At 61.1% G+C, this 23,654-nt stretch carries 28 protein-coding genes; 15 read left to right on the forward strand and 13 right to left on the reverse strand.

Features of this window, described 5'->3' with window-relative positions:
• Nucleotides 1–57 precede the first annotated feature (57 nt).
• Nucleotides 58–513, forward strand: a complete 456-nt coding sequence (locus tag ACODR6_RS28890) for a phage regulatory CII family protein (protein WP_199629474.1) — start codon at nt 58–60, stop codon at nt 511–513.
• Here ACODR6_RS28890 and ACODR6_RS28895 read toward each other — a convergent pair whose 3' ends face one another.
• On the reverse strand, nt 514–741 hold the full coding sequence (locus tag ACODR6_RS28895) for a hypothetical protein (protein ID WP_112716802.1): 228 nt from the start codon (nt 739–741) through the stop codon (nt 514–516).
• A 191-nt stretch (nt 742–932) separates the two neighbouring features.
• On the opposite strand from ACODR6_RS28895, the gene ACODR6_RS28900 reads away from it, so the two are divergent.
• The 3 genes from ACODR6_RS28900 (at nt 933) to ACODR6_RS28910 (ending at nt 3,991) form a co-directional block, all read left to right on the forward strand.
• Complete coding sequence (locus ACODR6_RS28900; RefSeq protein WP_112716800.1) at nt 933–1,154, forward strand: hypothetical protein; 222 nt, start codon at nt 933–935, stop codon at nt 1,152–1,154.
• A gap of 99 nt (nt 1,155–1,253) precedes the next feature.
• Nucleotides 1,254–2,807 carry a DUF1800 domain-containing protein gene (locus ACODR6_RS28905; RefSeq protein ID WP_489025855.1) on the forward strand — a complete coding sequence of 518 codons (1,554 nt, stop codon included), beginning with the start codon at nt 1,254–1,256 and terminating at the stop codon, nt 2,805–2,807.
• An 11-nt stretch (nt 2,808–2,818) separates the two neighbouring features.
• Complete coding sequence (locus ACODR6_RS28910) at nt 2,819–3,991, forward strand: DUF1501 domain-containing protein (protein ID WP_489025856.1); 1,173 nt, start codon at nt 2,819–2,821, stop codon at nt 3,989–3,991.
• 15 nt (nt 3,992–4,006) lie between these two features.
• Here the strand turns inward: ACODR6_RS28910 and ACODR6_RS28915 are convergent, their stop codons facing one another.
• A complete protein-coding gene (locus tag ACODR6_RS28915) occupies nt 4,007–4,393 on the reverse strand; it encodes an acyl-CoA thioesterase (protein WP_112716794.1) in 387 nt (128 codons plus the stop codon).
• A 578-nt stretch (nt 4,394–4,971) separates the two neighbouring features.
• On the opposite strand from ACODR6_RS28915, the gene ACODR6_RS28920 reads away from it, so the two are divergent.
• From ACODR6_RS28920 to ACODR6_RS28945, 6 genes are all read left to right on the forward strand, one after another.
• The gene (locus tag ACODR6_RS28920) at nt 4,972–6,792 is read left to right on the forward strand and encodes a methyl-accepting chemotaxis protein (protein ID WP_489025858.1); all 1,821 of its coding nucleotides are present in this window, start codon (nt 4,972–4,974) and stop codon (nt 6,790–6,792) included.
• A 125-nt stretch (nt 6,793–6,917) separates the two neighbouring features.
• Nucleotides 6,918–8,201 carry an extensin-like domain-containing protein gene (locus ACODR6_RS28925; protein WP_489025859.1) on the forward strand — a complete coding sequence of 428 codons (1,284 nt, stop codon included), beginning with the start codon at nt 6,918–6,920 and terminating at the stop codon, nt 8,199–8,201.
• 64 nt (nt 8,202–8,265) lie between these two features.
• A complete protein-coding gene (locus tag ACODR6_RS28930) occupies nt 8,266–8,514 on the forward strand; it encodes a hypothetical protein (protein WP_112716695.1) in 249 nt (82 codons plus the stop codon).
• A 388-nt stretch (nt 8,515–8,902) separates the two neighbouring features.
• Nucleotides 8,903–9,829: an ABC transporter ATP-binding protein gene (locus ACODR6_RS28935; RefSeq protein WP_112716693.1), complete on the forward strand. Its 927-nt coding sequence runs from the start codon at nt 8,903–8,905 to the stop codon at nt 9,827–9,829.
• Nucleotides 9,826–10,587: an ABC transporter permease gene (locus tag ACODR6_RS28940; protein ID WP_489025862.1), complete on the forward strand. Its 762-nt coding sequence runs from the start codon at nt 9,826–9,828 to the stop codon at nt 10,585–10,587. The genes ACODR6_RS28935 and ACODR6_RS28940 overlap by 4 nt, the downstream gene beginning before the upstream one ends.
• A 292-nt stretch (nt 10,588–10,879) precedes the next feature.
• Nucleotides 10,880–11,023: a hypothetical protein gene (locus ACODR6_RS28945; protein WP_162708682.1), complete on the forward strand. Its 144-nt coding sequence runs from the start codon at nt 10,880–10,882 to the stop codon at nt 11,021–11,023.
• A gap of 13 nt (nt 11,024–11,036) precedes the next feature.
• On the opposite strand, the gene ACODR6_RS28950 is transcribed toward ACODR6_RS28945, so the two are convergent.
• From ACODR6_RS28950 to ACODR6_RS28985, 8 genes are all read right to left on the reverse strand, one after another.
• Entirely contained in the window at nt 11,037–11,195 is a 159-nt protein-coding gene (locus ACODR6_RS28950) for a hypothetical protein (RefSeq protein ID WP_165402593.1), read from the reverse strand.
• Nucleotides 11,196–11,235: 40 nt separating this feature from the next.
• On the reverse strand, nt 11,236–11,685 hold the full coding sequence (locus tag ACODR6_RS28955) for a hypothetical protein (protein WP_489025864.1): 450 nt from the start codon (nt 11,683–11,685) through the stop codon (nt 11,236–11,238).
• Nucleotides 11,686–11,717: 32 nt separating this feature from the next.
• Nucleotides 11,718–11,927, reverse strand: a complete 210-nt coding sequence (locus ACODR6_RS28960) for a hypothetical protein (RefSeq protein ID WP_489025866.1) — start codon at nt 11,925–11,927, stop codon at nt 11,718–11,720.
• A 75-nt stretch (nt 11,928–12,002) separates the two neighbouring features.
• Nucleotides 12,003–13,643 carry a hypothetical protein gene (locus tag ACODR6_RS28965; protein WP_489025867.1) on the reverse strand — a complete coding sequence of 547 codons (1,641 nt, stop codon included), beginning with the start codon at nt 13,641–13,643 and terminating at the stop codon, nt 12,003–12,005.
• 29 nt (nt 13,644–13,672) lie between these two features.
• Nucleotides 13,673–15,163 carry a UbiA family prenyltransferase gene (locus tag ACODR6_RS28970; protein WP_489025869.1) on the reverse strand — a complete coding sequence of 497 codons (1,491 nt, stop codon included), beginning with the start codon at nt 15,161–15,163 and terminating at the stop codon, nt 13,673–13,675.
• A gap of 124 nt (nt 15,164–15,287) precedes the next feature.
• Nucleotides 15,288–15,989 carry a TIGR02281 family clan AA aspartic protease gene (locus ACODR6_RS28975; RefSeq protein WP_199629482.1) on the reverse strand — a complete coding sequence of 234 codons (702 nt, stop codon included), beginning with the start codon at nt 15,987–15,989 and terminating at the stop codon, nt 15,288–15,290.
• Nucleotides 15,986–16,195 carry a DUF1289 domain-containing protein gene (locus ACODR6_RS28980; protein ID WP_489025871.1) on the reverse strand — a complete coding sequence of 70 codons (210 nt, stop codon included), beginning with the start codon at nt 16,193–16,195 and terminating at the stop codon, nt 15,986–15,988. Before ACODR6_RS28980 ends, ACODR6_RS28975 begins: the two co-directional genes overlap by 4 nt.
• 18 nt (nt 16,196–16,213) lie before the next feature.
• Entirely contained in the window at nt 16,214–16,996 is a 783-nt protein-coding gene (locus ACODR6_RS28985) for an adenosylcobinamide-GDP ribazoletransferase (RefSeq protein ID WP_489025995.1), read from the reverse strand.
• Between the two features lie 155 nt (nt 16,997–17,151).
• On the opposite strand from ACODR6_RS28985, the gene cobT reads away from it, so the two are divergent.
• Nucleotides 17,152–18,168 carry a nicotinate-nucleotide--dimethylbenzimidazole phosphoribosyltransferase gene (gene cobT / locus ACODR6_RS28990; RefSeq protein WP_199629484.1) on the forward strand — a complete coding sequence of 339 codons (1,017 nt, stop codon included), beginning with the start codon at nt 17,152–17,154 and terminating at the stop codon, nt 18,166–18,168.
• Nucleotides 18,169–18,299: 131 nt separating this feature from the next.
• Nucleotides 18,300–18,692 (forward strand): diacylglycerol kinase, encoded by a 393-nt coding sequence (locus tag ACODR6_RS28995; RefSeq protein ID WP_489025874.1) that lies wholly within the window; start codon nt 18,300–18,302, stop codon nt 18,690–18,692.
• A gap of 2 nt (nt 18,693–18,694) precedes the next feature.
• On the opposite strand, the gene ACODR6_RS29000 is transcribed toward ACODR6_RS28995, so the two are convergent.
• Nucleotides 18,695–20,230, reverse strand: a complete 1,536-nt coding sequence (locus tag ACODR6_RS29000; RefSeq protein ID WP_489025876.1) for a sensor histidine kinase — start codon at nt 20,228–20,230, stop codon at nt 18,695–18,697.
• A gap of 104 nt (nt 20,231–20,334) precedes the next feature.
• Between ACODR6_RS29000 and ACODR6_RS29005 the strand changes: the two genes are divergently transcribed.
• The 3 genes from ACODR6_RS29005 to ACODR6_RS29015 all read left to right on the forward strand — a co-directional run bounded on the left by ACODR6_RS29005 (nt 20,335) and on the right by ACODR6_RS29015 (nt 22,056).
• Entirely contained in the window at nt 20,335–20,886 is a 552-nt protein-coding gene (locus tag ACODR6_RS29005) for a thermonuclease family protein (RefSeq protein ID WP_489025878.1), read from the forward strand.
• Nucleotides 20,877–21,500 (forward strand): uracil-DNA glycosylase family protein, encoded by a 624-nt coding sequence (locus ACODR6_RS29010; RefSeq protein ID WP_489025880.1) that lies wholly within the window; start codon nt 20,877–20,879, stop codon nt 21,498–21,500. The genes ACODR6_RS29005 and ACODR6_RS29010 overlap by 10 nt, the downstream gene beginning before the upstream one ends.
• Before the next feature lie 67 nt (nt 21,501–21,567).
• Nucleotides 21,568–22,056: an Lrp/AsnC family transcriptional regulator gene (locus ACODR6_RS29015; RefSeq protein ID WP_112387170.1), complete on the forward strand. Its 489-nt coding sequence runs from the start codon at nt 21,568–21,570 to the stop codon at nt 22,054–22,056.
• Nucleotide 22,057: 1 nt separating this feature from the next.
• On the opposite strand, the gene ACODR6_RS29020 is transcribed toward ACODR6_RS29015, so the two are convergent.
• Complete coding sequence (locus ACODR6_RS29020) at nt 22,058–22,741, reverse strand: DNA alkylation repair protein (protein ID WP_489025882.1); 684 nt, start codon at nt 22,739–22,741, stop codon at nt 22,058–22,060.
• Nucleotides 22,738–23,607, reverse strand: coding sequence for an NAD(P)-dependent oxidoreductase (locus ACODR6_RS29025; RefSeq protein ID WP_203428714.1), 870 nt, complete (start codon nt 23,605–23,607; stop codon nt 22,738–22,740). Before ACODR6_RS29025 ends, ACODR6_RS29020 begins: the two co-directional genes overlap by 4 nt.
• Nucleotides 23,608–23,654: the final 47 nt, after the last annotated feature.

Consider the following 23,654-nt stretch of genomic DNA (forward strand, 5'->3'; position numbering starts at 1 on the left):
TGCCACTTGCCATTCTCCCTGCCTGCATGGAAACTGCACGGATAGGGGGAGTGGACCATGGCAGAGCGCGGCCGCGAGTTTGCAGATATCGCCTATACTGTCCTCGTCGTCGAAAAGAAGCCCGGGGTCGAGACCGTGGCGGCTACCCTCGGCATGACCTATGCGGTGCTGCATTCGCGGCTGATCAACCGCACCTGCTTTTCCGCCGACGAGATCAATGCGCTGGTGCGGGCGGTGCCGGATGTGCGGCTCGTCAACTACCTACTGAAGGAGACAGGTTTCATTGCGGCCGACCGGCCGTCGCCCGAGACGGCTGATATAGACGGCGCGCCTGTCGATTTGCAGCGCAGCGCGACGCGTGTGGTGGTCAACGCGACGGGCATATTGGAGGTCGTCGATGCGGTGCTTGCCGGTGGCGGGATCGACCACCGGCGCGAAGCGCTGGTGCACCGGGAGATCGACGCAACTGAACGGGCGCTCGCCACGTTGCGGCTCCGGCTCACCGGCGAGTGATCAGAGCGCCGTACTGGCGCGGCGCAGCTTGCAGAGCCATCCGTCACCTTCGGCCTTGAGCGCCTCCATCTCCGCAGCAATATCTTCATGGCGCTGCTCCAAGAGCTGCTTGCGCGCGGCGGTGCTGCTTTTGCGAAGCTTGGATTCGATGGCGAGCAGCTGGAGCTTGTAGAGATTGAGGGTGCGCACGATGCGCATATATTCACGGAGTGGATCAGGATCAGGCATGACAGGCTTTTGGGCACGTGGTTTCACATGCCTGCCGCGTATCGCGGCTCTGCCGCCCGCGACATCGAAACGGCCCCAGTTTTTCAACGGCTGATAGCATTGCTCTTAACGCGCGGTAACATGGAGTGACCGGGGCATGGGGAACGGGTAAGGGCGGCGCGCGTTGGATTTCCATGTACTGGAGATCACAGATGCAGAAGAACAAGCCGCTCGTCGAAGTCGTCGTATCCACCAGCAAAGGCAAGGTGCCGCTCGGGATCATGAATACCGAACAGGCGCTGGCGCTGCCCGATGAGATCGACGCCAAGGTTTCGCATCCGGATCACAAGCCGGGCGAGACCGATGTCTATATCCCGCTCGAGGAGCTGGAGCGGCATCCGGTGGTGACCGCGACGGAGCGAAAATCCCAATAATTACAAATAGTCCATGTCTGGAAAACGCCGCAATTCGCGCGAAATCCGGTCGCAATTGGCTGAGACGCTCAATCATCAACGATGATGAGGTAACTAGCCATGAGCGTGTCATTCGAGACCATGGCATCAATCCGCTTCGGTTACGGTTTCAGACCTGGCGAGGCCGCGCCACAGAACAAAAGTCAGCTGCTCGATCAAGTCCGAATAGGCATCAAGACCGAGCCGTTATATCTCGCCGGCGGGATTGAAGGGCGCCATGAGCAGATCGAAGAGCTGCAGACTGCGTTGATCGATCTGCGCAGCGGGCGGAACCACCAAACGAGGCACGAAGGCCGCCTCATATTGCAAAAGGGAGCCTATCAGACTTTTCAGCGCGATTGCAGCGCGCGGCTCATGCAGGCCGTCCTGTCTCCGAACGGTTTTTACGAGCGGTTGGCCACTTTCTGGACCAATCACTTCTCGACCAGCGCCGACAAGAGCCTGCAGATGCGCTTGGTCGTACCGCTTTATGAGGCGGAGGCGATCAGGCCGCATATTGGCGGATCGTTCCGCCGCCTGTTGCGTGCTGCGACAGAACATCCGGCGATGCTCATCTATCTTGATCAATCCCTGTCACAAGGCCCTGACTCACTCAACGGTCGGTCCCAGCATAAAGGTCTCAACGAAAATCTCGGACGTGAACTACTGGAGCTCCACACGCTTGGAGCAGGAAGCGGTTACACGCAGGCAGACGTGCATTCCGCCGCTTTGGTACTGACTGGGCTTACCGTCGATGATGATGCGCTGGCCACGATTTTTCGGCCACGCCTGGCGGAGCCGGGATCGCACTCGGTTCTGGGCATTGGATATGGGGGAGAGCATCGACGGCGGAAGGATTATCGAAATCTGCTCGATGATCTCGCGGATCATCCGAGGACCGCCGAACATATATGCCGCAAGCTCTGTATCCATTTTATCTCGGACGAGCCGCCAGCTGATATTGTCAATGCGATGGTTGACGCATGGGATGCAGCGAGTGGCAACTTGCTGGCCGTCTATGATGCGATGCTCTCCCATCCTGCAGCCTGGCGCGACGAAGGGTCTAAGGCACGTCAGCCGTTCGACTATATCGTGACCGGCCTACGGGCTCTGGATTCTGGCGGTGGTGACGGCATTGCCGCCGGCTTTATGCAGGACAATCAGGATGATGATGACGGCTCGGAAATGGCGGCGCAATCGAAGGCGAGCGATGACAACAAATCCATGGACAATGCGATGGCCCCGCCAGCCGATGGTGCTGGCGACACCGTGTCCGCGGATGCGACCGCCGAAGATCGGGACGTGATCAAAAGGCGCAAGGCCGTCAAGGCGGCACGGGCGCTTGGGCAGGGCGCCTTGCGGCGGATGGGCCAACCAATCTGGCTGCCGCCAAGCCCGGCGGGTTTCGAGGAGAAGTTCGACGCCTGGATCACTGCCAGCCAATTGGCCGAGCGGCTTGCCTGGGCGCGGCGTGCCTCGGCGCGGTTCGGAAAGGATCAGGATCCACGCGAGTTTCTGAAAGCCACGCTTGGCGATGCGGCCCGTGACCAGACGATCCGCGTCGTGTCGCAGGCGCCCAACAAGATCAGCGGCCTGACGCTGGTTCTCGCATCTCCCGAATTCAACCGCCGATAAGGAGCCTCGCGATGACAGAGATTGTGCTTTCGCGCCGCGGTTTTCTTGCCTCTGCCTGCTGCATTGCAGCAGCCCCCATCTTCACTCCCGTGACCTTCGCGGCCATGCCCGGCGATAACAGATTCGTCACCATTGTGCTGCGTGGCGCCATGGACGGGCTTGATCTGGTGCAGCCTTATGGTGACGCCGGCTTTGCGGTGCTGCGCCCGACACTGGCGCTGACGCCAGACAAGGGGCTTCTCGATCTCGATGGTCACTTCGGCCTCAATCCGGCAGCGGCGGATCTGCTGCCGCTCTGGAAGTCGAAGGAGCTGGCCTTCGTTCATGCGGTGTCAACGCCCTACCGCGATCAGCGCAGCCATTTCGATGGCCAGGACATGCTGGAATCCGGCGGTGAGCATGTGGCCGAAGAAAAGACCGGCTGGCTCAACCGGGCGCTCGCTGTCATCCCGCGCTCGGATGCGCGCAAGGCGATCGACGTCAATACATCGACGGAGCTCATCCTTTCGGGCCCAAACAATGTCGATGTCTGGGCGTCCGATTCCAATCTCGGCACCGCGAAGGACGAAATGCAGTTCCTGATGCGGCTCTATGCCGACGATCCGGCTTTCGCCAAGGCGATGGAGGAGGCGACCAGGGCAAACGGTGCGGCGATGATTGCCGAACCGGAGGGAAAGCGTGGCGAAAAGATCACTGATGTTGCCGCACTCGCCGCAAATATGCTGAAAGGCGAATATCGGATCGCCAGTTTCTCGATCAACGGCTGGGACACGCATGGCGGCCAGATGGCGCAGTTCAAGCGGCCGGCGCAGGACCTGGCGCAGGCGATCAATACGCTGAAAGTGACGCTAGGCCCTGACGTCTGGTCGAAGACCGTCGTGTTGGCAATGACCGAATTCGGCCGTACCGTCCGCCAGAATGGCTCTGGCGGAACGGACCATGGCACCGGCGGCTGCGCGCTGCTTGCAGGCGGGGCGATCAACGGCGGACGCATCCTCGGCAAATGGCCGGGTATCGGCGATGCCCAGCTGCTCGAGGACCGCGACCTGATGCCGACGGCCGATGTCCGCGAGATCGCCGCTGCGATGCTTTACCGGCAGTTCGACGTCAGCCCTGACGACCTGACCGCGAAGATTTTCCCGGGACTGAGCTTCGACAAGTCATCGCAATTCTTGCGCGCTTGACTTCGATCCCGGATGTCACTCGGCGGGGACCGGCTTGGGTGCGCCGTTCTCGTCGAGCGCCACCATGATGAAGGTGCCGGCGGTGACTTTTTCCATCTTGTTGTAGCGGGAGCGGTGCGCCCAGGCCTCGACGATCAGGGTGATCGAGGTGCGGCCGACGCGGTCGATGTCGGTGTAGACCGAGAGCGTGTCGCCGATCTTGACCGGCAGTTCGAAGGCCATTTCCTTGACGGCGGCGGTGACGACGCGGCCGCGGGCGCGTTCGGCGGCGCGGATGCCGCTTGCCAAGTCCATCTGCGCCATGACCCAGCCGCCGAAAATATCCCCTGCCGGATTGGCGTCGCCGGGCATGGCGAGCGTGCGGAGGGTGAGTTCACCTTTCGGCTTCGGGCTGTCGTTCATTGTCAAGTCCTTGTCATTTCACGAAGCGTGAAGATGGCAGGCTTGACGGCTGAATGGCAAGGGCAATGACGCGGTTATGCAGGGATGGCCGGCGGCGATCTCTCAGAGACGGCCGAGCGTGAAGAACAGAGCTGCCCAGAAGAGAGCCGACAACTCGGCTGCCACCAGAAAACCGATCGCGCGTTCCGTCATGGAGCTTCTCCTCGTGGGTTAAAAAGGGGGCTCGCGACCCCAGACGCGAGCCCCAATCCTTTCGTGTCCGCCAAGACGCGTTAGGATGGCGAGCGAAATACTCAAAATGGGGGAGGCGCGGTATCATAAGATCTTGGGATAGGGACGCTGGAGCAGGGCTCTACATCCGTCTCCTGCCCGGTCACGAATTATTATGCTTACCAGACCGCAAAAAAATCGCTGAGCTTAAATATAATAGAATTCATATGCTTGATCGATGGGATGCCGTTGCAAGAGCTTCCTTTCGTTACGTTATGTGACGCCGAGCTAATAATGCTTCACCGGCCAGTAAGACATGCGCTGCAGAATTTGCGCCGATCATGACTGCGTGAATGCGAGGGGACTTCGTGCGCAATACAAAGATTTCGACCCGTCTCTACGGGCTTGTCGGGCTGACGCTGGCGATTTTCGTCGGCGTGATGGCTTTCTTCCTGAACTATTCCTACTCGGAGCTTGAGGCGGAGCGGAAAGCCGGGCTGGCGCAGATGGATGCGACGGCCATCAACATCATGAAGAAATACTACAAGATGGAGCAGGACGGTACGCTGACGCGCGAACAGGCGCAGACGGCGGTCAAGGACGTCATCGCTTCCATGCGCTATGGCGACAGCGGTTATTTCTGGATCAACGACATGCATCCCAACATGGTGATGCATCCGATCAAGCCGGAGCTGAACGGTACCGACCTCACGCAGAACAAGGATCCGAACGGCAAGTTCCTGTTCGTCGAGTTCGTCAATACGGTGAAGGCGCATGGCCAGGGCTTCGTCGATTACTACTGGCCGAAGCCGGGTGCCGAGCAGCCGGTTCTGAAATACTCGCATGTTGCAGGCTTCGAGCCCTGGGGCTGGGTTGTCGGTACCGGCGTCTATGGTGACGACCTTGCCGCACTTTACCGGCAGAACGCGCTGTGGGCGGCGCTGCTCTGCGGCCTGGGCGCGATCATCACCCTGCTCATTGCCTATGCGATCGTCCGCAGCGTCACCGGTCCGGTGGCGCGGATCGGTGCTGCCATGCATGCGATTGCCACCGACGACTCTGCTGCCGCCGTGGTCGACAGCGAGCGCCGCGACGAAATCGGCCATATGGCGAAGGCTCTGCTTGTCCTGCGTGACTCGATGATCGAACGCAGTGAGATGCGTTCGCGCGAAGATTCCCGCCAGCGCGAGCTGGATGGCGAGCGCCGCAGCAGCGAGCAGCGGATGCGCAGCTCTGCGGAACGCCAGAACCACGCGATGATGACGCTCGGCCAGGGGCTGGAACGGCTTGCTGCCGGTGATCTCACCGTGACGGTCGGCGATCTCGGCGAGGAATATTCCAAGCTGCGCTCCGACTTCAACGCGGCCGCCGGTGCGCTTGCCAGCGTCATCCAGGCGATCTCGGAATCGAGCCATGTCGTCAATGACAGCGCCTCCGATATCAGCGAAGCAACCAGCAACCTGTCGAAGCGGACGGAGCAGCAGGCTGCTGCCCTGGAAGAGACGGCGGCGGCTCTCGATGAGATCACCGCAACCGTTCGCACCGCCTCCGAGCGGGCAACGGAAGCGCGCGAGATGGTGTCCGAGACGAAGACCAGTGCCGGCAAGTCCGGCGAAATCGTTCGCAACGCTGTGGCGGCAATGAGCCGGATCGAGGATTCCTCGAGCCGTATCGGCCAGATCATTGGCGTCATCGACGAAATCGCCTTCCAGACCAATCTTCTGGCGCTGAATGCCGGTGTCGAAGCGGCGCGTGCGGGTGAGGCGGGACGTGGTTTCGCTGTCGTTGCGCAGGAAGTGCGCGAGCTGGCGCAGCGTTCGGCGAATGCCGCGAAGGAGATCAAGACGCTGATCAGCAATTCGGCGGCCGAAGTCGAAACCGGTGTGTCGCTGGTTCGCTCGACCGGCGATGCGCTGGTCGAGATCGAGGCACTGGTCAACAAGGTCAACGACCACGTGAATTCCATCGCGACGGCTGCCCGCGAGCAGGCGACGGGGCTGCAGGAGATCAATACCTCCGTCAACCACATGGACCAGATGACGCAGCAGAATGCCGCGATGGTGGAAGAGACCACGGCCGCCAGCCAGACGCTCGCCACCGAGAGCAACCAGCTGCGCACGCTGCTCTCCAACTTCCGCCTCGGCCAGGGCGAGGCGACGGCTCAGCGCTCCTATAACCGGGCGGCTTGAGAATATCAGGAGAAGGCGGGAAACCGCCTTCTCCATCACGGGTAAGCTTTCCTTCACCAGTTTTATTTAAATTTGAGCGGAATTCTTCAGGTTGCAAGCAGGGCTGCGGGGCGATGGAGGGTATTGTGTCTGTCTCTCTTTTGCGGCGTATCGTGCTGACCACGCTGGTTTCCACGGCGCTCACGACCTGTTCCGTCAGTGACGGCCTCGTGCCGCCTGCAAGTGTCGATACCGGCACGAAAGTCAGCTCCATTTCTCCCCCCAGGCAGTCGGCCATGCGCATGGCGCCGATGGAAACGGCGCAGTCCTATCCTGCATCCGCGCCCGTCTCGCGCGCCGGCGGATCGGTCGATTATCTCGATACGCCGAACCTTGCAGGCGAGGGCCATGCTGCAGGCGATGTCGCTCCGGCGTCCGGCCGCAGGTTGCCGATGATCGATAGTGACGAGGCGCTCGCCCAGCAGCAGGTGCCGCGCTCACAGAACGCAGCCGGCAACTGGGGCGGCACACAGCAGCTTTCGGTGCCCGACGGCGGCGTCAACATGGATTCCGAGCTCGGCGCCGAACCGGTGGTCGGGCTCGCGCAGGAGCAGCAACAGCAGATCGCCGAGGGCGAGACCGCCGAGCCCGTCGTCGATGGCATCGGCACGGATGCGCCGACGCAGCGCAACGCCATGCCGCGACCCGCCGCACAGGCGCAGATGAGCCAGGCCCGCGTCTGGAACGACGGCAGCGCCGTTGTCGCGCCGCAGCGCGTTCCCGAAGAGGACGAGAGCCAGGAAGTGGCGATGCTGCGGCCCTCGAACCCGATGATGAGCACGCCGGCAATGCCCGCCGATCCCGGCATGATGCCTGCCTCCGAGCGCGCCTGCCGCCAGGAGCTGAAGCGTCTCGGCGTGATCTATTCCGACAAGCCGGCGATCTCCAACGGTCCGGCCTGCCAGGTGCCGTATCCGATCTCGCTGCAGGGCCTTTCTGGCAATATCGGCGTGAAGCCGGCTGTGACGCTGAACTGCCAGGTGACGCTTGCCTTTGCCAAGTGGGTGAAGAACGAGCTCGCGCCCTCGGCGCGCTTCCGCTACTGGTCGGGCATCCAGACCATCGAGCCGCTCGGCGGCTATTCCTGCCGGCGCATGAACAACAGCCGCCAGAAATACAATCCGATGTCCGAGCATGCGCATGGCAACGCGATCGATGTCGGCAAGTTCGTGCTGAAGAACGGCCACGAGATCGATATCCGCAAGAAGGGGCTTTTCTCCTTCCGGGAGGGACGTCTGCTGAAGGCGGTGCGCAGCGATAGCTGCCGCTATTTCAATACCGTGCTTGGCCCGGGCAGCAATCCGGAGCACTGGAATCATTTCCATTTCGATCTCAGAGAGCGCAAGAGCGGTCGGGTCTATTGCAGCTAGGCTGATGGCTTGGCCTCGACAGGGGAATCTGATCTGACGGGCTCTTCCTGAGAGGAGAGCCCGGATGGCCGAACGCAAGCGCCCGAATTTCATCATGCTCATTCTTGTCGTGGTCGTTGCTGCCGCCGCCGTGTTCGGCGGGCGCTGGTATGCCTATGTCGCCTATGCGAATGACCCGTTCGATGAAGTCGGCATCAGCCTAAACACGATGATGCCGGGGCCGATCCGCGACATCGGCTGCGGCATGCTGAAGAGCCGTTTTGAAGGCAAGACGCTGCCGCCCTTCGGCTGCGGCGTGAACGGACAGTGGTGAGCGGACAAAAAGAAAGCCGGCGAAATGCCGGCTCAGACTGACCGGCCTTCAGGGGAGATCGACCGGATATTCAAAGTGTTCGTGCTTACAGCGGCATTTCGATACAAATAGAGACAGCGGAAATAAGGGGCGTAACGAGCGCCCGATGACGGTTCCGCAAAGGGATGGGCGGCGGCGCGGGAACCGTTGCTTGCCTCTGTGGCCGTTATCCCCCGTAAAGATCACCGGTTGATGACAAATGCGGTGGAAAGACGATTTTCGATGAGCCGCTTTGCTTGGCGCCACTATGGGCTGCCCTCTGAATAGTGTGTTCACGGGCTGCGGGATGTCAAAGTGTCATAAAGGGACTATATAGCGGCACAATAAGAGGAAACGTCCAAAAAATCGCATGGCTCCCATCATTTCCATCCGCAATCTCACCAAGCACTACGCCAACGGCTTCGAGGCCCTGAAGGGCATCGATCTCGATGTGGAGAAGGGCGAGATCCTGGCACTGCTCGGCCCGAACGGCGCCGGCAAGACGACGATGATCTCGATCGTCTGCGGCATCGTCAATCCGAGCGGCGGAGAAGTGCTCGTCGGCGGTCATGACGTCGTGAAAGATTTCCGCGCGACCCGCACCATGATCGGCCTTGTGCCGCAGGAGCTGACGACGGACCAGTTCGAAACGGTCTGGAACACCGTCAGCTTCTCGCGCGGGCTGCACGGCAAGAAGCCGAACCCGGCGCATATCGAGAAAGTGCTGCGCGACCTGTCTCTCTGGGACAAGAAGGACAATACGCTGCGCCAGCTTTCGGGCGGCATGAAGCGGCGCGTGCTGATTGCCAAGGCGCTGAGCCACGAGCCGGAAATCCTGTTCCTCGACGAGCCGACCGCCGGTGTCGACGTGACGCTGCGCAAGGACATGTGGCGCGTCGTCGAGCAGCTGCGCGAATCCGGCGTGACGATCATCCTGACGACGCATTACATCGAAGAGGCCGAGGAGATCGCCGATCGCGTCGGCGTCATCAATGGCGGCAAGCTGCTATTGGTCGAAGAGAAGGCGGCGCTGATGGCCAAGCTCGGCCGCAAGCAGCTGATCCTCGAACTCGCCGAGCCGCTCGACAAACTGCCGGAGCATTTTGCCGGAAACGGCCTGTCGCTGGAGCAGGGCGGTGCGCGGCTGGTCTATAACTTCGATGCGCATAACGAACAGGAAAGCATCGCGGCGCTCCTGACCCGGCTTTCGGCCGACAACATCCATTTCAAGGATCTCTCGACGCGGCAGAGCTCGCTCGAGGATATCTTCGTGGCACTCGTGGGAGGCGCCAAGTGAATATCGAAGCCATCAAGTCCATCTATTTCTTCGAGATGGCCCGCACGCGCCGCACGCTGCTGCAGAGCGTCGTCTCGCCCGTCATCTCCACTTCGCTCTATTTCATCGTCTTCGGCGCAGCCGTAGGCTCGCGGATCCAGACGGTGGAGGGCGTTTCCTACGGCGCCTTCATCACGCCCGGCCTGATCATGCTGACGCTGCTCGGCCAGTGCATCAGCAACGGCTCCTTCGGCATCTATTTCCCGAAATTCACCGGGACGATCTATGAAGTGCTGTCGGCGCCCGTGGCGATGACCGAGATCCTGTTCGGCTATGTCGGTGCCGCCGCCACCAAGGGATTGCTGATCGGGCTGATCATTCTGCTGACGGCCAACGCCTTCGTGGAGGTGCGCATCGAGCATCCCTTCATGATGATCCTGTTCTTCCTGCTCACCGCCATCACCTTCAGCCTGTTCGGCTTCATGATCGGCATCCGGGCCGGTAATTTCGAGCAGCTCAACCTGATCCCGATGCTGGTCGTGCCGCCGCTGACCTTCCTCGGCGGCAGCTTCTATTCGATCAACATGCTGCCGCCCTTCTGGCAGGCAGTCAGCCATTTCAATCCGGTGCTCTATCTCGTCAGCGGCTTTCGCTGGAGTTTCTACGGGATCGCCGATGTCAATCCGCTGATCAGTCTGTCGATGATCACGCTGTTCCTGGCGATCTGCCTTGGCACGCTTGGGTGGATGTTCAAGACCGGTTACCGGCTTCGCAACTGAGGTGCAATTGCACGCAGGTGTTGAATTCGTACGTCGACACGTATCGCCGTGATGCAAATGTGCAATGCATGGCTGTGCAATAGCCGAAATCTCAAGGAAGATTTTACCTATGGTGGCGTGATTTCGCGTTTACGTGTGGAAATCTTGCCTTGTCACGCTTCCGTCACGCGACAACCTTATCGTTAGTGTGCTTAATTAGCTTTGCGAAGCGAGGGGATCGCTAGCGTCTCCTTCACTTCTGTCTTCGGACGGCGGTGAAGATTCTACCGCCACTAGAATACGGACGCCGAGAATGATCAGACTGCAAATTTTGTTCGCTGTCGCGTTCATGGTCGCGATGTGCTCGCTGGCCTTTGCCGTCAGCTACAACCATTCGAAGGTGAGCGACAGCCACACGGGAAGCACCGGCTTTCTCTGGCTCTCGGCCTCGAGCTGATGCCTGCCGCCTTTTAACGTGCATATCTCTCGAGGATCGCGCCACCGAAGGCCGGCAGCAATCCGAAGATCAGAAGCTGCAGGGTGCCTTCGATCACGACAAGCCAGTTCAGCAGGAAAGCCGCCGCAAGACCCGCAGCGCAGCCGATGATGAACCTGCCATATCCCCGCATGTCGCTGTCCTCACCGGCTGCCTGATATAGCCAACAAAACTCAGTTCTGCGTCGGGCGGATATTGCCGACGCCGATCTCGCCTTCGAGCACGCCACGCTGCAGATCGCTGCGGCCATGCTCGATCTCGATGACGCTGTAGAGCTTGTCGTTGCGGAAGGCGCTGGCATTGATCGTCGTGACATCCTCGGCGGGCGCGGAGTCGATCTCCATGAAATCGAGCTCCCGGCTTGCCGCCACGATCCGCGCATCGCCTGCCGTGCGGGCCGCGACGATCACTTCGCCATGTGATGGCGCGTTCTGCCAGTTGGTGTCGGTGAGGGCTGCGATCGGCACCAGCCGATAGACGTTCAGCTCCTCGTCGCCTGTTGCATGCCCGTGCTCTCGGGCGGCATCTTCCATCTGCGCCTGGCTTTCGACGGATTGTCCGAAATGGGTGCGGCTGACGCCATTGAAGGCATCCTTGCCGCCGGTTCTGACGGTATTCGACATGGTGATCTCCTATTCTTTGCGCTGGCAGCCGCTCACTTGGCATTGATGGTCGGCAGAAAGAGTTCGACCTGCCTGCGGCTGTCCGTGTCGAGCGTTTCGACGCGCGCCTTCCAGAATGCAGCCGCCTCCGGGGTGTCGGTTTCCCAGCTGCGGGTGGACACGATGTTATCGTCCACCACCGCCCGGCGATGGCCGCCGAGACGCATATATTCGTCGGCAATGTCCTTGGTCCGGTTGTCCATGACGGCCTCCTTTCAAGGTTTGAACCCTGTCGGAGCGTGCAAGTTCCATGGATGTGCCGATAAAGGCGGGGCGTCTTAAGGCGTCGCCACCGCATAAAGGCAGGCTTGTCCTTGCCGGTGAAAAATTGGTGCGGTGACGGCGAAGGAGCAATCAGCCCCAAGATAGTCGGCACCGGCCGTTGCCGCGTAATTCAGCTTGTTGCCAGCCGCGCCGACAGATTTCAGCTCGGTGCGATCCTTCGCATAAATCGGGAAATACGTCGGCGACCACATAACAGCTGCGCCGAATTTGCTGTCCGATATCAGCTGCCGGTCTGCCGAATACTGAAAGCCGAGCGGGGACTCGTATATCGGGTCTCTCCAGATCAGAAATTTTGCGTTTAGGGGCAGAGAATTATCCGTCCAGATTCCCATTCTTTCCCAGTCGCTCATGACGGCTGAAAGCTGCAGCTGCTGCCATGCAGTTGCGTATAGGTTGAGGGCAAGCATGAACCCGGCTGCGATCGACAAGGTTGCAACGATCTTGCCTCTGATATCGGCAACACCGCGACGATCAGCATTGTTTTCGCGGCGATAGAGCGCCAGCAATAGGAGGACGATCAGGGCGCCGAAGGAGACCGTCATTACCGTCGTAGCAACGATGATGCCGCGAAATGCAGCAAAGCAATCTCCTGAGTTGGTCAGCCAGCTTGCTGCCAGCAATGTGATGACGCATGTCGACAGCATGATAATCATCACGGCACTGCGAATGAGGTGCAGGTTCAGCACCATTGCTGAATCGGTAATGATGGGAACAAGCGCGCCGGCAGCGACCAAGGCAATTGCGCCGGCGGCTAGCCATTGTACCGCAAGCATTTGACGTGCGAATTTCGCGGGTATTGCGATGCAGAGAACGCTGGCGGCAGACAGGTTCAGCAGCTCCAGCCAGCTGTTTGCGTCTATGAAGAAATGCTTGGGGTAATAGCCGCGAAGGAACAGCCGATAGGAGAAGTTCTGTTGCGTAGCGATCGCGTGGTTGGTGAGAACACTGTAGACCGGGGGTACGAGTAGGATTGCTCCAAGAAGCGATCCGAGCAAGCCTTGCAAAAGCAACCGCCGGAAAGTGATCGACTGAATGCGGATCTGCCAGACCGCCAGTGCCAGCAATGGCGGGACCATCCATATCGCCATGAAGGCGTTCAGGAAGAATGTGAGCTCGGTCGCGACCGCGGCGGCGGCATAATTTCGTCTGATGGCAAGGGAGAAGCCAAGGATTAGCGAAGCGTTCGCTAGCTCGGAATGGGTGAAGTATTCAAGCATTACCCCGCCGCCGCCGACGGTCGTTCCAATGAGCGGAGCCGCCAGCGAGAGCAGCAAGGTGTAGGTGTTGAGCAGGCGCCGATCGGTGTAGCCGAGGCTCCTGGCGAAATGGAGGGCAGCCGCAAGGAAAGAGGCGTGGGTGACGATCAACCAGAAGGCCAGGAATAGCTTGATATCAACGACGTGCCCGGCGCCGGTGAAAATCATCCAGAATCCCGACGAGAAGTGCCGCAACGACTGGACGAACGGATCGTTAGCGAACTGTGGCAGATCGAAAGACGCCTTCAGGATCGGGATGTGGTAGATGTTATTGTTATTGATCGGCAGATAGCCGGTGCGAACGAAACTCAGCACTGTCGCGAGAGCAACGACGGCGTATTCGGGTGCGCTGAGCAGTTGGGCGAGCGCCTTGTTCATGGGGCGAGCCGTATTGTGGTGCACCGGCGTCACCGTGCGACAATGATTGTAGCGATGACCGCGATCCCCACCGCCCAGCTTCTTGAATCGCGCAATGCAAAGAGAATCGGATCGTCGTGCATGACGCGGCGATGCGCAAGCATCAGCGCTCTCCCGATCCAGTACAGAAAGAGCGGGCAAAGTCCCCAGAGGATGTGCGGATGGGAATAGAGCGCTGTGATCTCCGGTGAGGACACATAGAGCGCGAGCACTGTGATCGAGTTCATACCTGCGGCGGCTGCCAGTGCCGCGATCACGGGCAGATCAGAGAGCTTGTAGTCACGGTTGCTCGGATCTGCGAGGCCGCGATCGAGCCTTGCCGCCAGCTCGACATGGCGTTTGATGAGCGCGAGCGCGGCGAAAATCATCAGCGAGAAGGTGAACAGCCACTCGGAAACGACAACATCGATAGCGGCGGCACCCGCAAAGATGCGGATTGTGTAGAGAATGGCGAGCGTTACGACATCGACGATCATCTTCTTCTTGAGTGAGAAGGAGTAGAGCACCGTGGTGCCGAGATAGGTCAGCAGCAACAATCCGAACTGCTGAGGTAGCTGCAGGGTAATCGCGAAGGCGGTTATCGTGAGAATCGGGATTGCCAATATGCCCCATGCCAACGGAAGCTTGCCGGCGGCAAATGGGCGAAGGTGCTTTGAGGGGTGGCCACGATCCGCCTGAAGGTCCAGCAGATCGTTCAGCAGGTAAACGCCGGAAGCACAGAGGCAGAAGGCTGCCAAGGCGAGAAAAGCAGCGAGAAACGCCGCAGGCGCAAATTCGTGAGACGTGAGTAACGGGACGAAGACCAGCGCGTTTTTTGCGTACTGATGCGGACGCATGGCGGCGAGCAGGGCACGATATCGAGGGTGCGGGGTGGCCAGGACGATGTGATCGTCGTGAGTCGCATTGAGGCGAGCCGCTTGCCGCCTAGATAGCTCAACGCTGAAGGCGCGCCGCGCATGCGGCCAGACGCGGAAATCATCGTGGCCGTTGCCAACATAATCGAAACAACGATCGCCAAAGGCAGCTCGCAGTGCTTCCGCCTTGCGCTCGCCTTTCAGGTTGGTGTTCGTGTCTGATGAGAAGACGCCGTCGAAAAGGAACGGCAGCTGTTTGATAATCTCATCGGCATGAATACGGTCTGCGGCCGTGGCAAGAAAGACCCGCCGGTTCTCGTCCTTTGCTGCGACGATGAGGGCAAGAACCTTCTCGCTGAATGGTAGCCGGGCGTAATCTATCTGCGATACGCTCGCGAAATAAGCTTTGAGAGCCTGGAGCGATCCAGCGTGCGAGATAGCGCCGCCGGCAATGCCCCAGCCATGTCGCGCAAATGCGTCAAAGATGCTTTCGAGAAACAGGTCCGATCTTACAAGGGTGCCGTCCAGATCGACGATAAGAGGCACCTCGTCAGGTGAAGCCGATGGCATGCCATCGGACGGGGAGGCCTGGCCAGATCCAGTATGACGTTTCAATGGATGGTTCACGGTGTGCTCGGATCGGCAATCAAATGAGACAGGCCGATAGTCGCAAAAAGGTATTAAGCAAATCTAATGGGCCGCCACTTGGTTGTGGCTAAAATTCAACCAATGGTCGATCTTGGTCGCGGTCTCAATCCCGCAGCCGCAGCTCGTCCGTCTGCATCTGCATCGAGCCCAGCGTCTCCAGGAAGCTCATCCCGAGAAGGCTTTGGTCGAGTTTGCCGTCTTCGGCGACGCTGGCGGCGACGCCGGTGCGGGTGATCGGGCCGATGGAGACGCGGTCGAGGGTGACGGGGGCGGCGCGGGTGCGGCCGTTGGCGGTCATCACGGTCATCGAGTATTCGAGGTTCTCGGGAATGATGCCGATCCGTTCGGCGTCGGCATGTGAGAGTGCCACCATGCTGGCGCCGGTATCGACCAGCATCTGGATGGTCTGGCCGTTGACGGCAACGTCGGCTTCAAAATGGCCGTTTAGCAGCTTGTGGAGGATGACCTCGCTGCCGCCCTCGCTGGTGGTGACGACGACGGCGCGGCCGGGCACGAGGCCGGCAAGCAACCGGTTGCCTACGCCCTGCAGATCCTGCCGGTAGAGATAGACGGTGGCGAGCGCCAGGATGATGACCAGCCAGATCATCAGATTGCGCATCGTCTCGCCGATATTGCGCCGGCTTGCCCATACGCCGGCGGACAGCATCAGCGCGATCGGCAGCAGATAGACCATCCGGCCGAAATCATCGGCTTCCATGCCCATGATCCGGTCATTGCCGTTGTTGAAGAGAAGGATTGCAAGACCGATGCCGATGATCAGCAGGAAGACCGTCAGCCGGGTCATGCGGAGTGCCTCGCGTTGGTATTTTGCCGGCTATCGTTCTGCGCGGGGCCATCGAAGAGGCGGGCGGGGAGAACAGCCATCAGCCGGGCGCGCTCCGCATCGGAATAGCTCATCCAGCCGCCGATTTCCTGGATCGTGCGGCCGCAGCCCATGCAAAAGCCGGTTGCGGGGTCCATCGAGCATACGTTGATGCAGGGTGTTTGCATGAGCGATATATCGTTGTTTCACAAGGCCATGGCAAGGGCGCAGAAGGCGGCAATCTCGGAAATCTGTTCGGCGGCGCCGAGCGTATCGCCGGTATGGCCGTTCAGCTTGCGGCGGATGTAGAGGGTGAAGACGAGAACCGAAATGCCGGCCGCCAGCAGGCTGCAGACGAGCGGCAGCAGGCCCATGACCGGCCAGACGATCAGCGCTGCGAACAGGCAGCCGGAGACGACGGCGATATGCATGGCGCTTTCGCCGGGTTTGCCTGAAGATGCGGCAAGCCCGTCCGCCTTCGCCGGGGGCAGGCGGTGCCAATGCCAGACGAGCGCGGACCTTCCAAGGCAGGCGGTGACCGGGATCGCGAGTGCGGCTTCCATAGACGGGACTTCGCGGGCGATGGCGGCGAGTGCGGCGGCGCGGATTGCTACGGAGAGGATCAGGGCGAGGGCACCGTAGCTGCCGATCCGGCTGTCCTTCATGATCAGAAGGGCATGATCCCGGTCGCGCCCGCCGCCGAGGCCATCGGCGGTGTCCGCCAGTCCATCTTCGTGGAGCGCGCCGCTGATAATGGCGAGCACGGCGATTGCCACGAGCGCTGCCATCAGGCGGTCGGCGCGCAGGCCGAGCAGCAGCAGAAAGATTGCGGCGGGGATGACGCCGATCAGTAGGCCGGCCAGCGGGAAGGCGCGCGCGGTACGGCTGAGCTTGCCGTCATCGCCGGCAAAGACGAAAGACGGCATGGGGATGCGGCTCAGGAACGCGACGGCGCGGGCGGTGTCGAGCGCATAGGCCTTGATGATCATGTCCCCCACTTCATGCATGGAAGCTGCGGCGCTTTTGGAGTTGTTCGCCTCTGCCGCTGGCTTTAAGAGAGTCGCGACGAAAGAAGCCGATTTGCTGCGAAAAGACAAGTTGGCCCCGGCAAGCCGGGAAAAACAGAGTACAAGGAAGTCCCTTCATGAGCGTTTCAGGTCTGCCGTTCGACGATTTCCGCGCGCTGCTGCGCGAGCTGCCGGGTCCGGATGCCCGGGCGCTGGTTGCGGCGCGCGAGCGCGACGCGCAACTGACAAAGCCGCCGGGCGCGCTCGGCCGCCTCGAGGAAATCGCCTTCTGGCTGGCGGCATGGACGGGCAGGGCGCCCGCCGTCAACCGGCCGCTGGTGGCGATCTTTGCCGGCAACCACGGCGTTGCGCGCCAGGGCATCACGCCTTTCCCGCCGTCGGTGACGCAGCAGATGGTCGAGAATTTCGCGGCCGGTGGTGCGGCGATCAACCAGATCTGCGTGGCCTACGATCTCGGCCTCAAGGTCTTCGATCTGGCGCTCGATTACCCGACCGGCGACATCACCCAGGAAGCGGCGCTTTCCGAGCGTGACTGCGCCGCCACCATGGCCTTCGGCATGGAAGCGATTGCCGGTGGTACGGACCTGCTTTGCATCGGCGAGATGGGCATCGGCAACACGACGATCGCAGCGGCGATCAACTATGCGCTCTACGGCGGTTCGGCACGCGATTGGGTCGGCCCCGGCACGGGTTCGGAAGGCGAGATGCTGGAGCGCAAGGTGGCCGCCGTCGAGCGCGCCGTCGAGCTGCACCGCGATCATCTCAACGATCCGCTCGAAATCATGCGCCGCCTTGGCGGCCGTGAGATCGCGGCGATGGCGGGAGCGATCCTTGCAGCCCGCGTCGAGAAGATCCCCGTTCTGATCGATGGCTATGTCGCGACGGCGGCGGGTGCTATCCTGCAGGCTGCCAATCCGTCGGCGCTCGACCATTGCCTGATCGGTCACGTTTCCGGCGAGCCCGGCCATCTGCGCGCCATCGAGATGCTCGGCAAGACGCCGCTTCTGGCGCTTGGCATGCGTCTCGGCGAGGGTACGGGTGCCGCACTCGCCGCCGGTATCGTCAAGGCCGCGGCCGCCTGCCATTCCGGCATGGCGACCTTCGCGCAGGCCGGCGTCACCAACAAGCATTGAGCGGACGCGTCGCGTTCAGCTTTGTGACAGGTTGATGACAGACGCTTGCGGCGCGGACCGGGAAACGGTATTCGCATTTTCACTGATGGACGGCGGCAAGACGCCGTCCGCGACCGCAAGACGAGGACGCCGTGGAGAAACCTGCCGTTCGTAAGCTGACAGGCGTCAGCCATTTCTTCGCCGCTGCGAGCTATTCCTGGGCGGGATTCCAGCGCCTGATCAAGGAATCGGCTTTCCGGCAGGAACTGCTGTTCGGCGCCGTTTCGCTGATCCTGCTGATCGCTGTCGGCGCCACGCTTGCCGAATTGGTGATCGCGGTAATCCTGCTGCTGGCGCTGTTTGCGGTCGAAGCGCTGAACACGGCGATCGAGGAAGTCATCGACCGCATCTCCCCCGAAATTTCGATGGTCGGCAAGCATGCCAAGGATCTCGGCTCCTTTGCTGTTCTCTGCATGCTCGGTGCCTGCGGGCTTTTCCTGCTGTTCACGATCGGCAAACACCTGATCGCGATCGTCTTCGCCTGACCTTAGGCGAAGCTCTTCCGCTTACGTGAGACGGCATGTGCTTCCTCGACGGCGGGGAGGCTCTGCAGCACGCGCTTGCCCGGCAGAATGGCGATGACTTCGGTGCCTTCGCGCAGCTTTGATTTCAGCACGAACTGACCGTCATGCTTGGCAAGGATCGCCTGGACGATCGGCAGGCCGAGGCCGGTGCCCTGTTCGGCACTCTTGATGGCGATCGAGCCCTGACCGAAGGCCGAGAGCACGATCGGGATTTCCTCTTCGGGAATGCCGGGGCCATTATCCTTGATCGAGATGTACTGACCGCCGCCCGCCGTCCAGCCGACCTTGACGTGGATTTCGCCGCCCTGGGGCGTGAATTTCACGGCGTTGGAGAGCAGGTTCAGCACGACCTGGCGCATCGATTTCTCGTCTGCCCAGACCGACGGGAGTTCCTGCTCGAACTGCTGGCTGATGGTGATGTTCTTGCCGCTGGCGCGCAGCTGCACCATGCCGATGCAATCCTCGGAAATATCGAGCAGCGAAATCGCCTCTTCGGCGAGCTCATACTTGCCGGCCTCGATGCGGGAGAGGTCGAGGATCTCGTTGATGAGATTGAGGAGGTGCTGGCCGGAGCGATGGATGTCGCCGGTATATTCCTTGTAGGTCGGGTTGTTCAGCGGTCCCATGACTTCCGCGGACATCACTTCGGAGAAGCCGAGGATGGCGTTCAGCGGCGTGCGCAGCTCATGCGACATGGAGGCAAGGAAGCGGGACTTGGCAAGGTTTGCCTCTTCGGCGCGGCGGCGAGCCTCGTCGGACATCGACTTGGCCACTTCGAGCTCGGCGATCAGATCGTCCTTCTCCGACTGGAAGGAGAGGATGCGCAGGTTCTGGCGGAACAGGCGGTCGCTGATATAGCCGAAGAAGATGACGGTCGTGGTGAAGAGCGCCGTGAGGCTGACTTCGAGCACGTCGCGGGAAATGCCGGCCTTGACGGCCAGCGCCAGCACGGCGGGGCTGAAGGTGATGAGCACCGACGGCGTCAGCATGAAATTCGACATTGCCGTGACCGACAGGGCAATGAGCAGCGTCGCACCCTTATAGAGGATGAAGCGGGAGGGCTCGCAGGTGGCGCAGCCCTGAAGCGCGAAGAAGGCCCAGCTGAGGCCGATCAGCAGCTGGCCGATCAACAGGGCGCGGCGCCACTTGCGGGCGGATTCCGCCGTCATTTCCTGCTTGCGGGCGCGGCGGACGAGATAGACGTTGGCGGCATAGGCGACAAGCGTTGCGACGGCCCAGAAGAAAATCTCGGTGTCGCCGGTGAAATAGATGCCGAGGGCGGAAATGATGATGACGAACAGCGGCATCAGGGCTGCGCCCTGGGTGAATGCCGTCATATACATGCGAAGGACGTCGCGATCGAAAGCGGCCGTCGAGGAATGGCCCGACTGCAAGCGCTCGCGTGTCTGCCGAACAGCCTTGGAGACGGGCTTGTTGCGGTGACTGCGGGACTTGTCGACGATAATCTTATCTGTCGATGTGCTTACGCCGTTACTCATCTGCACTTGATACTTGATCCGCGGATGGTTCCACCGTAACCGGCAAATCTTAAGAAGGTGTTTGCCATTTCTCTCAACGGTTTGTTTTTGAAGGAGGCGGAAGCGTGACGCGCGGTTTGAGGACGATTCGCGACGGCGTGAGCGCCTTTGCGATGCTGGCGCTGATCTGGCTGATCGCGGCGAAGCTCAACAGCGATGCGGAGACCGTGCATAGCGGCGCCTTCCATGCGGCCGATGGCGACAGCCTGACGATCGGCGGCGAGCGGATGCGGCTGAAGGGCATCGATGCGCCGGAGCTGGTGCAGAGCTGCCAGCGTGACGGGAAGTCATGGGCCTGCGGGCGGGAGGCGCGCGATGCGCTGCAGCGGCTGGTCTCAAATGCCGCAACGCAATGCGGCGGCACGGAGCGCGATCAATATCAGCGGCTGCTGGTGATCTGCCGCAGCGGCACGCTCGATATCAATGGCGAGATGGTGAGAACGGGTTATGCCCTGTCCTATGGCGACTACCGCAGCGAGGAGGACGAGGCGAGGGGCGCGCGCTCGGGTCTGTGGGCCGGAACGTTCGAGCGGCCGCGGGATTTTCGTGATGACGAGCGGCTGCATTCCGGTGGCGGCATCGTCAGGATGATCGGGCAGGCGGTCGGATGGAACTGACGCTCGAAGCCTTGCAGGAAGAGATTGCCGCCTGCCGCATCTGCCGGGATGCGCCGCTCAATCCGGCGAAGCCCTTGCCACACGAGCCGCGCCCTGTCGTCATCCTGTCGCGCACGGCGCGGGTGCTGATCGCCGGGCAGGCGCCGGGGCTGAGGGTGCATGAGAGCGGCATTCCGTTCAACGATGCTTCGGGAGACCGACTGCGCGACTGGCTGCAGGTCAACCGCGAGACCTTCTACGATGCAAGCCGTCTGGCGATCGTGCCGATAGGCTTCTGTTTTCCGGGATATGACGAGAAGGGCAGCGATCTGCCGCCGCGCCGCGAATGCGCGCCGATCTGGCGGGAGAGGGCGATGGCGGTGATGCCGCAGATCGAACTGATCCTAACCGTCGGCCAATATGCACAGAGCTGGCATATGGGCGCAGCGGCGAAGGGCAATATGACAGATACGGTCAAGTCATGGCGCGAGACGCTGTTTGCAAACCGCTCGCCCGCCGTCCTGCCGCTGCCGCATCCGAGCTGGCGCAACAGCGGCTGGCTGAAACGCAATCCGTGGTTCGAGGAAGAGCTGCTGCCGGTGCTCAGAAGCAGAATAAAACTGCTTATAAACTGAAACAAAATTCTTTTCGCGCGCCGGAATCGCGGTATACAGAGAATATAATTCGAAAGGGCTTTCGCATATGGACCGTCTCGACCGTAAGATACTGCGCCTGCTGCAAGAAGATTCGACCCTTGCGGTCGCCGATCTCGCCAAGAAGGTCGGCCTTTCGACAACTCCTTGCTGGCGCCGTATCCAGAAGATGGAAGAAGACGGTGTCATCAAGCGCCGCGTTGCCATCCTCGACCCCGAAAAGGTCAACACCAAGGTCACGGTTTTCGTCTCGATCCGCACGGCGACCCATTCGATCGAGTGGCTGAAGCGCTTCTCGGAAGTGGTCGTCGAATTCCCCGAAGTGGTCGAGTTCTACCGCATGAGCGGCGATGTCGATTACTTGCTTCGCGTCGTCGTTCCCGATATCGCCGCCTATGACGCCTTCTACAAGCGGATGATCGCCAAGATCGAAATCCGCGACGTCTCCTCAGCCTTTGCTATGGAGCAGATCAAGTATTCGACGCAGCTGCCGCTCGACTACATGTTGCTCGACAGCGCCAAGTCCAACGAGGACTGAGCTATTTCAGCCGGACGATGACCGCATCGCTGGTCAATTCGCGCACCGCATCCTTGCCGATCCATCTCGCCGTCTTGCCGGAACTCTCCGCAAGGCGGCGAGCGAGTTTCAGGGCAGGCGCATGGCACTCTTTGTTGCGCTTGCCGATATTGCGCAGCGCCCAGTTGACGGCCTTGCGGACGAAGTTCCTCTCGTCGCCAGCGTGAGCCTCGATCAGCGGCAGCCAGACGAGAATTGTCTCGTCGGGATCCTTTTTGCGATGCACAGCCATAGCGGCGATCATTGCGAAGGCAGTGCGGCGCACGAATTCCTGCTCATCGGCGGCAAAGCTTTCAATGAGAGCGTCCAGCCGTGCCTCGACGAAGAGGTCGGCGGCGGTATCGACGATTTCCCAGGAATTGAAGTCTTCGGCGAAGGCCTTGGCTTCATCCGCCGTCAGCCGTTTCGGCTCAGACGTCATCAAGGCCAGCAGCCGCGCTTCCCTGATGCCGCTTTGCCAGAGCGCCAGGGCGCGCGGATGATCCTTCCTGGCGAGCCTCGCGATGCTCCGCAGTTGCGGATTGGAAATGCCGAGTGCTTGGCCGGTGACGATCCCGAAGCGGGCCATGCCGGCAATGCCGTCCTCGGAGCGCAGCGTCTGCAGATGCGCGATCAGGTCTGCTGCGCTCGAGGACGGGCCGATCATTTTTCCAGGCGGGCTAGGAGCGAGGACGTGTCCCAGCGATTGCCGCCCATGGCCTGGACGTCGCCATAGAACTGATCGACGAGGGCGGTGACGGGGAGCTTGGCGCCGTTGCGGCGGGCTTCGGTCAGGACGATGTCGAGGTCCTTGCGCATCCAGTCGATGGCGAAGCCGAAATCGTATTTGCCCTGGTTCATCGTCTTGTGGCGGTTTTCCATCTGCCAGGAGCCCGCGGCACCCTTGGAGATGACGTCGACGACCTTCTCGATGTCGAGGCCGGCGCGCTTGCCAAAGTGGATGCCTTCGGCGAGGCCCTGGACGAGACCGGCGATGCAGATCTGGTTGATCATCTTGGTGAGCTGGCCGGCACCGGCCGACCCCATCAGGCCGACCATGCGCGCATAGGCGTCGATCACGGGCTTTGCCTTTTCGAAGACCGCTTCATCGCCGCCGCACATCACGGTCAGCACGCCGTTTTCGGCGCCCGCCTGGCCGCCGGACACCGGTGCATCGATGAAATGGCAGCCCTTGGCCCGGGCGGCTTCGTCGAGTTCGCGAGCCACTTCGGCGCTTGCCGTGGTGTTGTCGATCAGGACGGCACCCTTCTTCATGCCTTCGAGAACGCCACCTTTGCCTGTTGTCACCGAGCGGAGATCGTCGTCATTGCCCACGCAGGTGAAGACGAAATCGGCGTCTGCGGCAGCTTCTGCCGGGGTCGGGGCGGATTTGCCGCCGAACTTTGCCGCCCAATCGGCGGCCTTGGCGGCGGTGCGGTTATAGACCGTGACGTCATGGCCGCCCTTCGTCTTCAAATGGCCCGCCATCGGGAAACCCATGACGCCGAGACCGATAAAAGCGACTTTTGCCATATGCCAGATCCTTCTCCTGATGCTGCGGCATGATTAGCGGAAAGTGG

It is taken from the genome of Rhizobium sp. FG96 (assembly GCF_057808655.1).

Excerpts from the sequence above, each read along its gene's own strand:
- ACODR6_RS28890 (WP_199629474.1), top strand. The coding sequence starts at position 58 with ATGGCAGAGCGCGGCCGCGAGTTTGCAGATATCGCCTATACTGTCCTC.
- ACODR6_RS28895 (WP_112716802.1), bottom strand. The coding sequence starts at position 741 with ATGCCTGATCCTGATCCACTCCGTGAATATATGCGCATCGTGCGCACC.
- ACODR6_RS28900 (WP_112716800.1), top strand. The coding sequence starts at position 933 with ATGCAGAAGAACAAGCCGCTCGTCGAAGTCGTCGTATCCACCAGCAAA.
- ACODR6_RS28905 (WP_489025855.1), top strand. The coding sequence starts at position 1,254 with ATGAGCGTGTCATTCGAGACCATGGCATCAATCCGCTTCGGTTACGGT.
- ACODR6_RS28910 (WP_489025856.1), top strand. The coding sequence starts at position 2,819 with ATGACAGAGATTGTGCTTTCGCGCCGCGGTTTTCTTGCCTCTGCCTGC.
- ACODR6_RS28915 (WP_112716794.1), bottom strand. The coding sequence starts at position 4,393 with ATGAACGACAGCCCGAAGCCGAAAGGTGAACTCACCCTCCGCACGCTC.
- ACODR6_RS28930 (WP_112716695.1), top strand. The coding sequence starts at position 8,266 with ATGGCCGAACGCAAGCGCCCGAATTTCATCATGCTCATTCTTGTCGTG.
- ACODR6_RS28935 (WP_112716693.1), top strand. The coding sequence starts at position 8,903 with ATGGCTCCCATCATTTCCATCCGCAATCTCACCAAGCACTACGCCAAC.
- ACODR6_RS28945 (WP_162708682.1), top strand. The coding sequence starts at position 10,880 with ATGATCAGACTGCAAATTTTGTTCGCTGTCGCGTTCATGGTCGCGATG.
- ACODR6_RS28950 (WP_165402593.1), bottom strand. The coding sequence starts at position 11,195 with ATGCGGGGATATGGCAGGTTCATCATCGGCTGCGCTGCGGGTCTTGCG.
- ACODR6_RS28955 (WP_489025864.1), bottom strand. The coding sequence starts at position 11,685 with ATGTCGAATACCGTCAGAACCGGCGGCAAGGATGCCTTCAATGGCGTC.
- ACODR6_RS28960 (WP_489025866.1), bottom strand. The coding sequence starts at position 11,927 with ATGGACAACCGGACCAAGGACATTGCCGACGAATATATGCGTCTCGGC.
- ACODR6_RS28965 (WP_489025867.1), bottom strand. The coding sequence starts at position 13,643 with ATGAACAAGGCGCTCGCCCAACTGCTCAGCGCACCCGAATACGCCGTC.
- ACODR6_RS28975 (WP_199629482.1), bottom strand. The coding sequence starts at position 15,989 with ATGACCCGGCTGACGGTCTTCCTGCTGATCATCGGCATCGGTCTTGCA.
- ACODR6_RS28980 (WP_489025871.1), bottom strand. The coding sequence starts at position 16,195 with ATGCAAACACCCTGCATCAACGTATGCTCGATGGACCCCGCAACCGGC.
- ACODR6_RS28985 (WP_489025995.1), bottom strand. The coding sequence starts at position 16,996 with ATGATCATCAAGGCCTATGCGCTCGACACCGCCCGCGCCGTCGCGTTC.
- cobT (WP_199629484.1), top strand. The coding sequence starts at position 17,152 with ATGAGCGTTTCAGGTCTGCCGTTCGACGATTTCCGCGCGCTGCTGCGC.
- ACODR6_RS29000 (WP_489025876.1), bottom strand. The coding sequence starts at position 20,230 with ATGAGTAACGGCGTAAGCACATCGACAGATAAGATTATCGTCGACAAG.
- ACODR6_RS29010 (WP_489025880.1), top strand. The coding sequence starts at position 20,877 with ATGGAACTGACGCTCGAAGCCTTGCAGGAAGAGATTGCCGCCTGCCGC.
- ACODR6_RS29015 (WP_112387170.1), top strand. The coding sequence starts at position 21,568 with ATGGACCGTCTCGACCGTAAGATACTGCGCCTGCTGCAAGAAGATTCG.
- ACODR6_RS29020 (WP_489025882.1), bottom strand. The coding sequence starts at position 22,741 with ATGATCGGCCCGTCCTCGAGCGCAGCAGACCTGATCGCGCATCTGCAG.
- ACODR6_RS29025 (WP_203428714.1), bottom strand. The coding sequence starts at position 23,607 with ATGGCAAAAGTCGCTTTTATCGGTCTCGGCGTCATGGGTTTCCCGATG.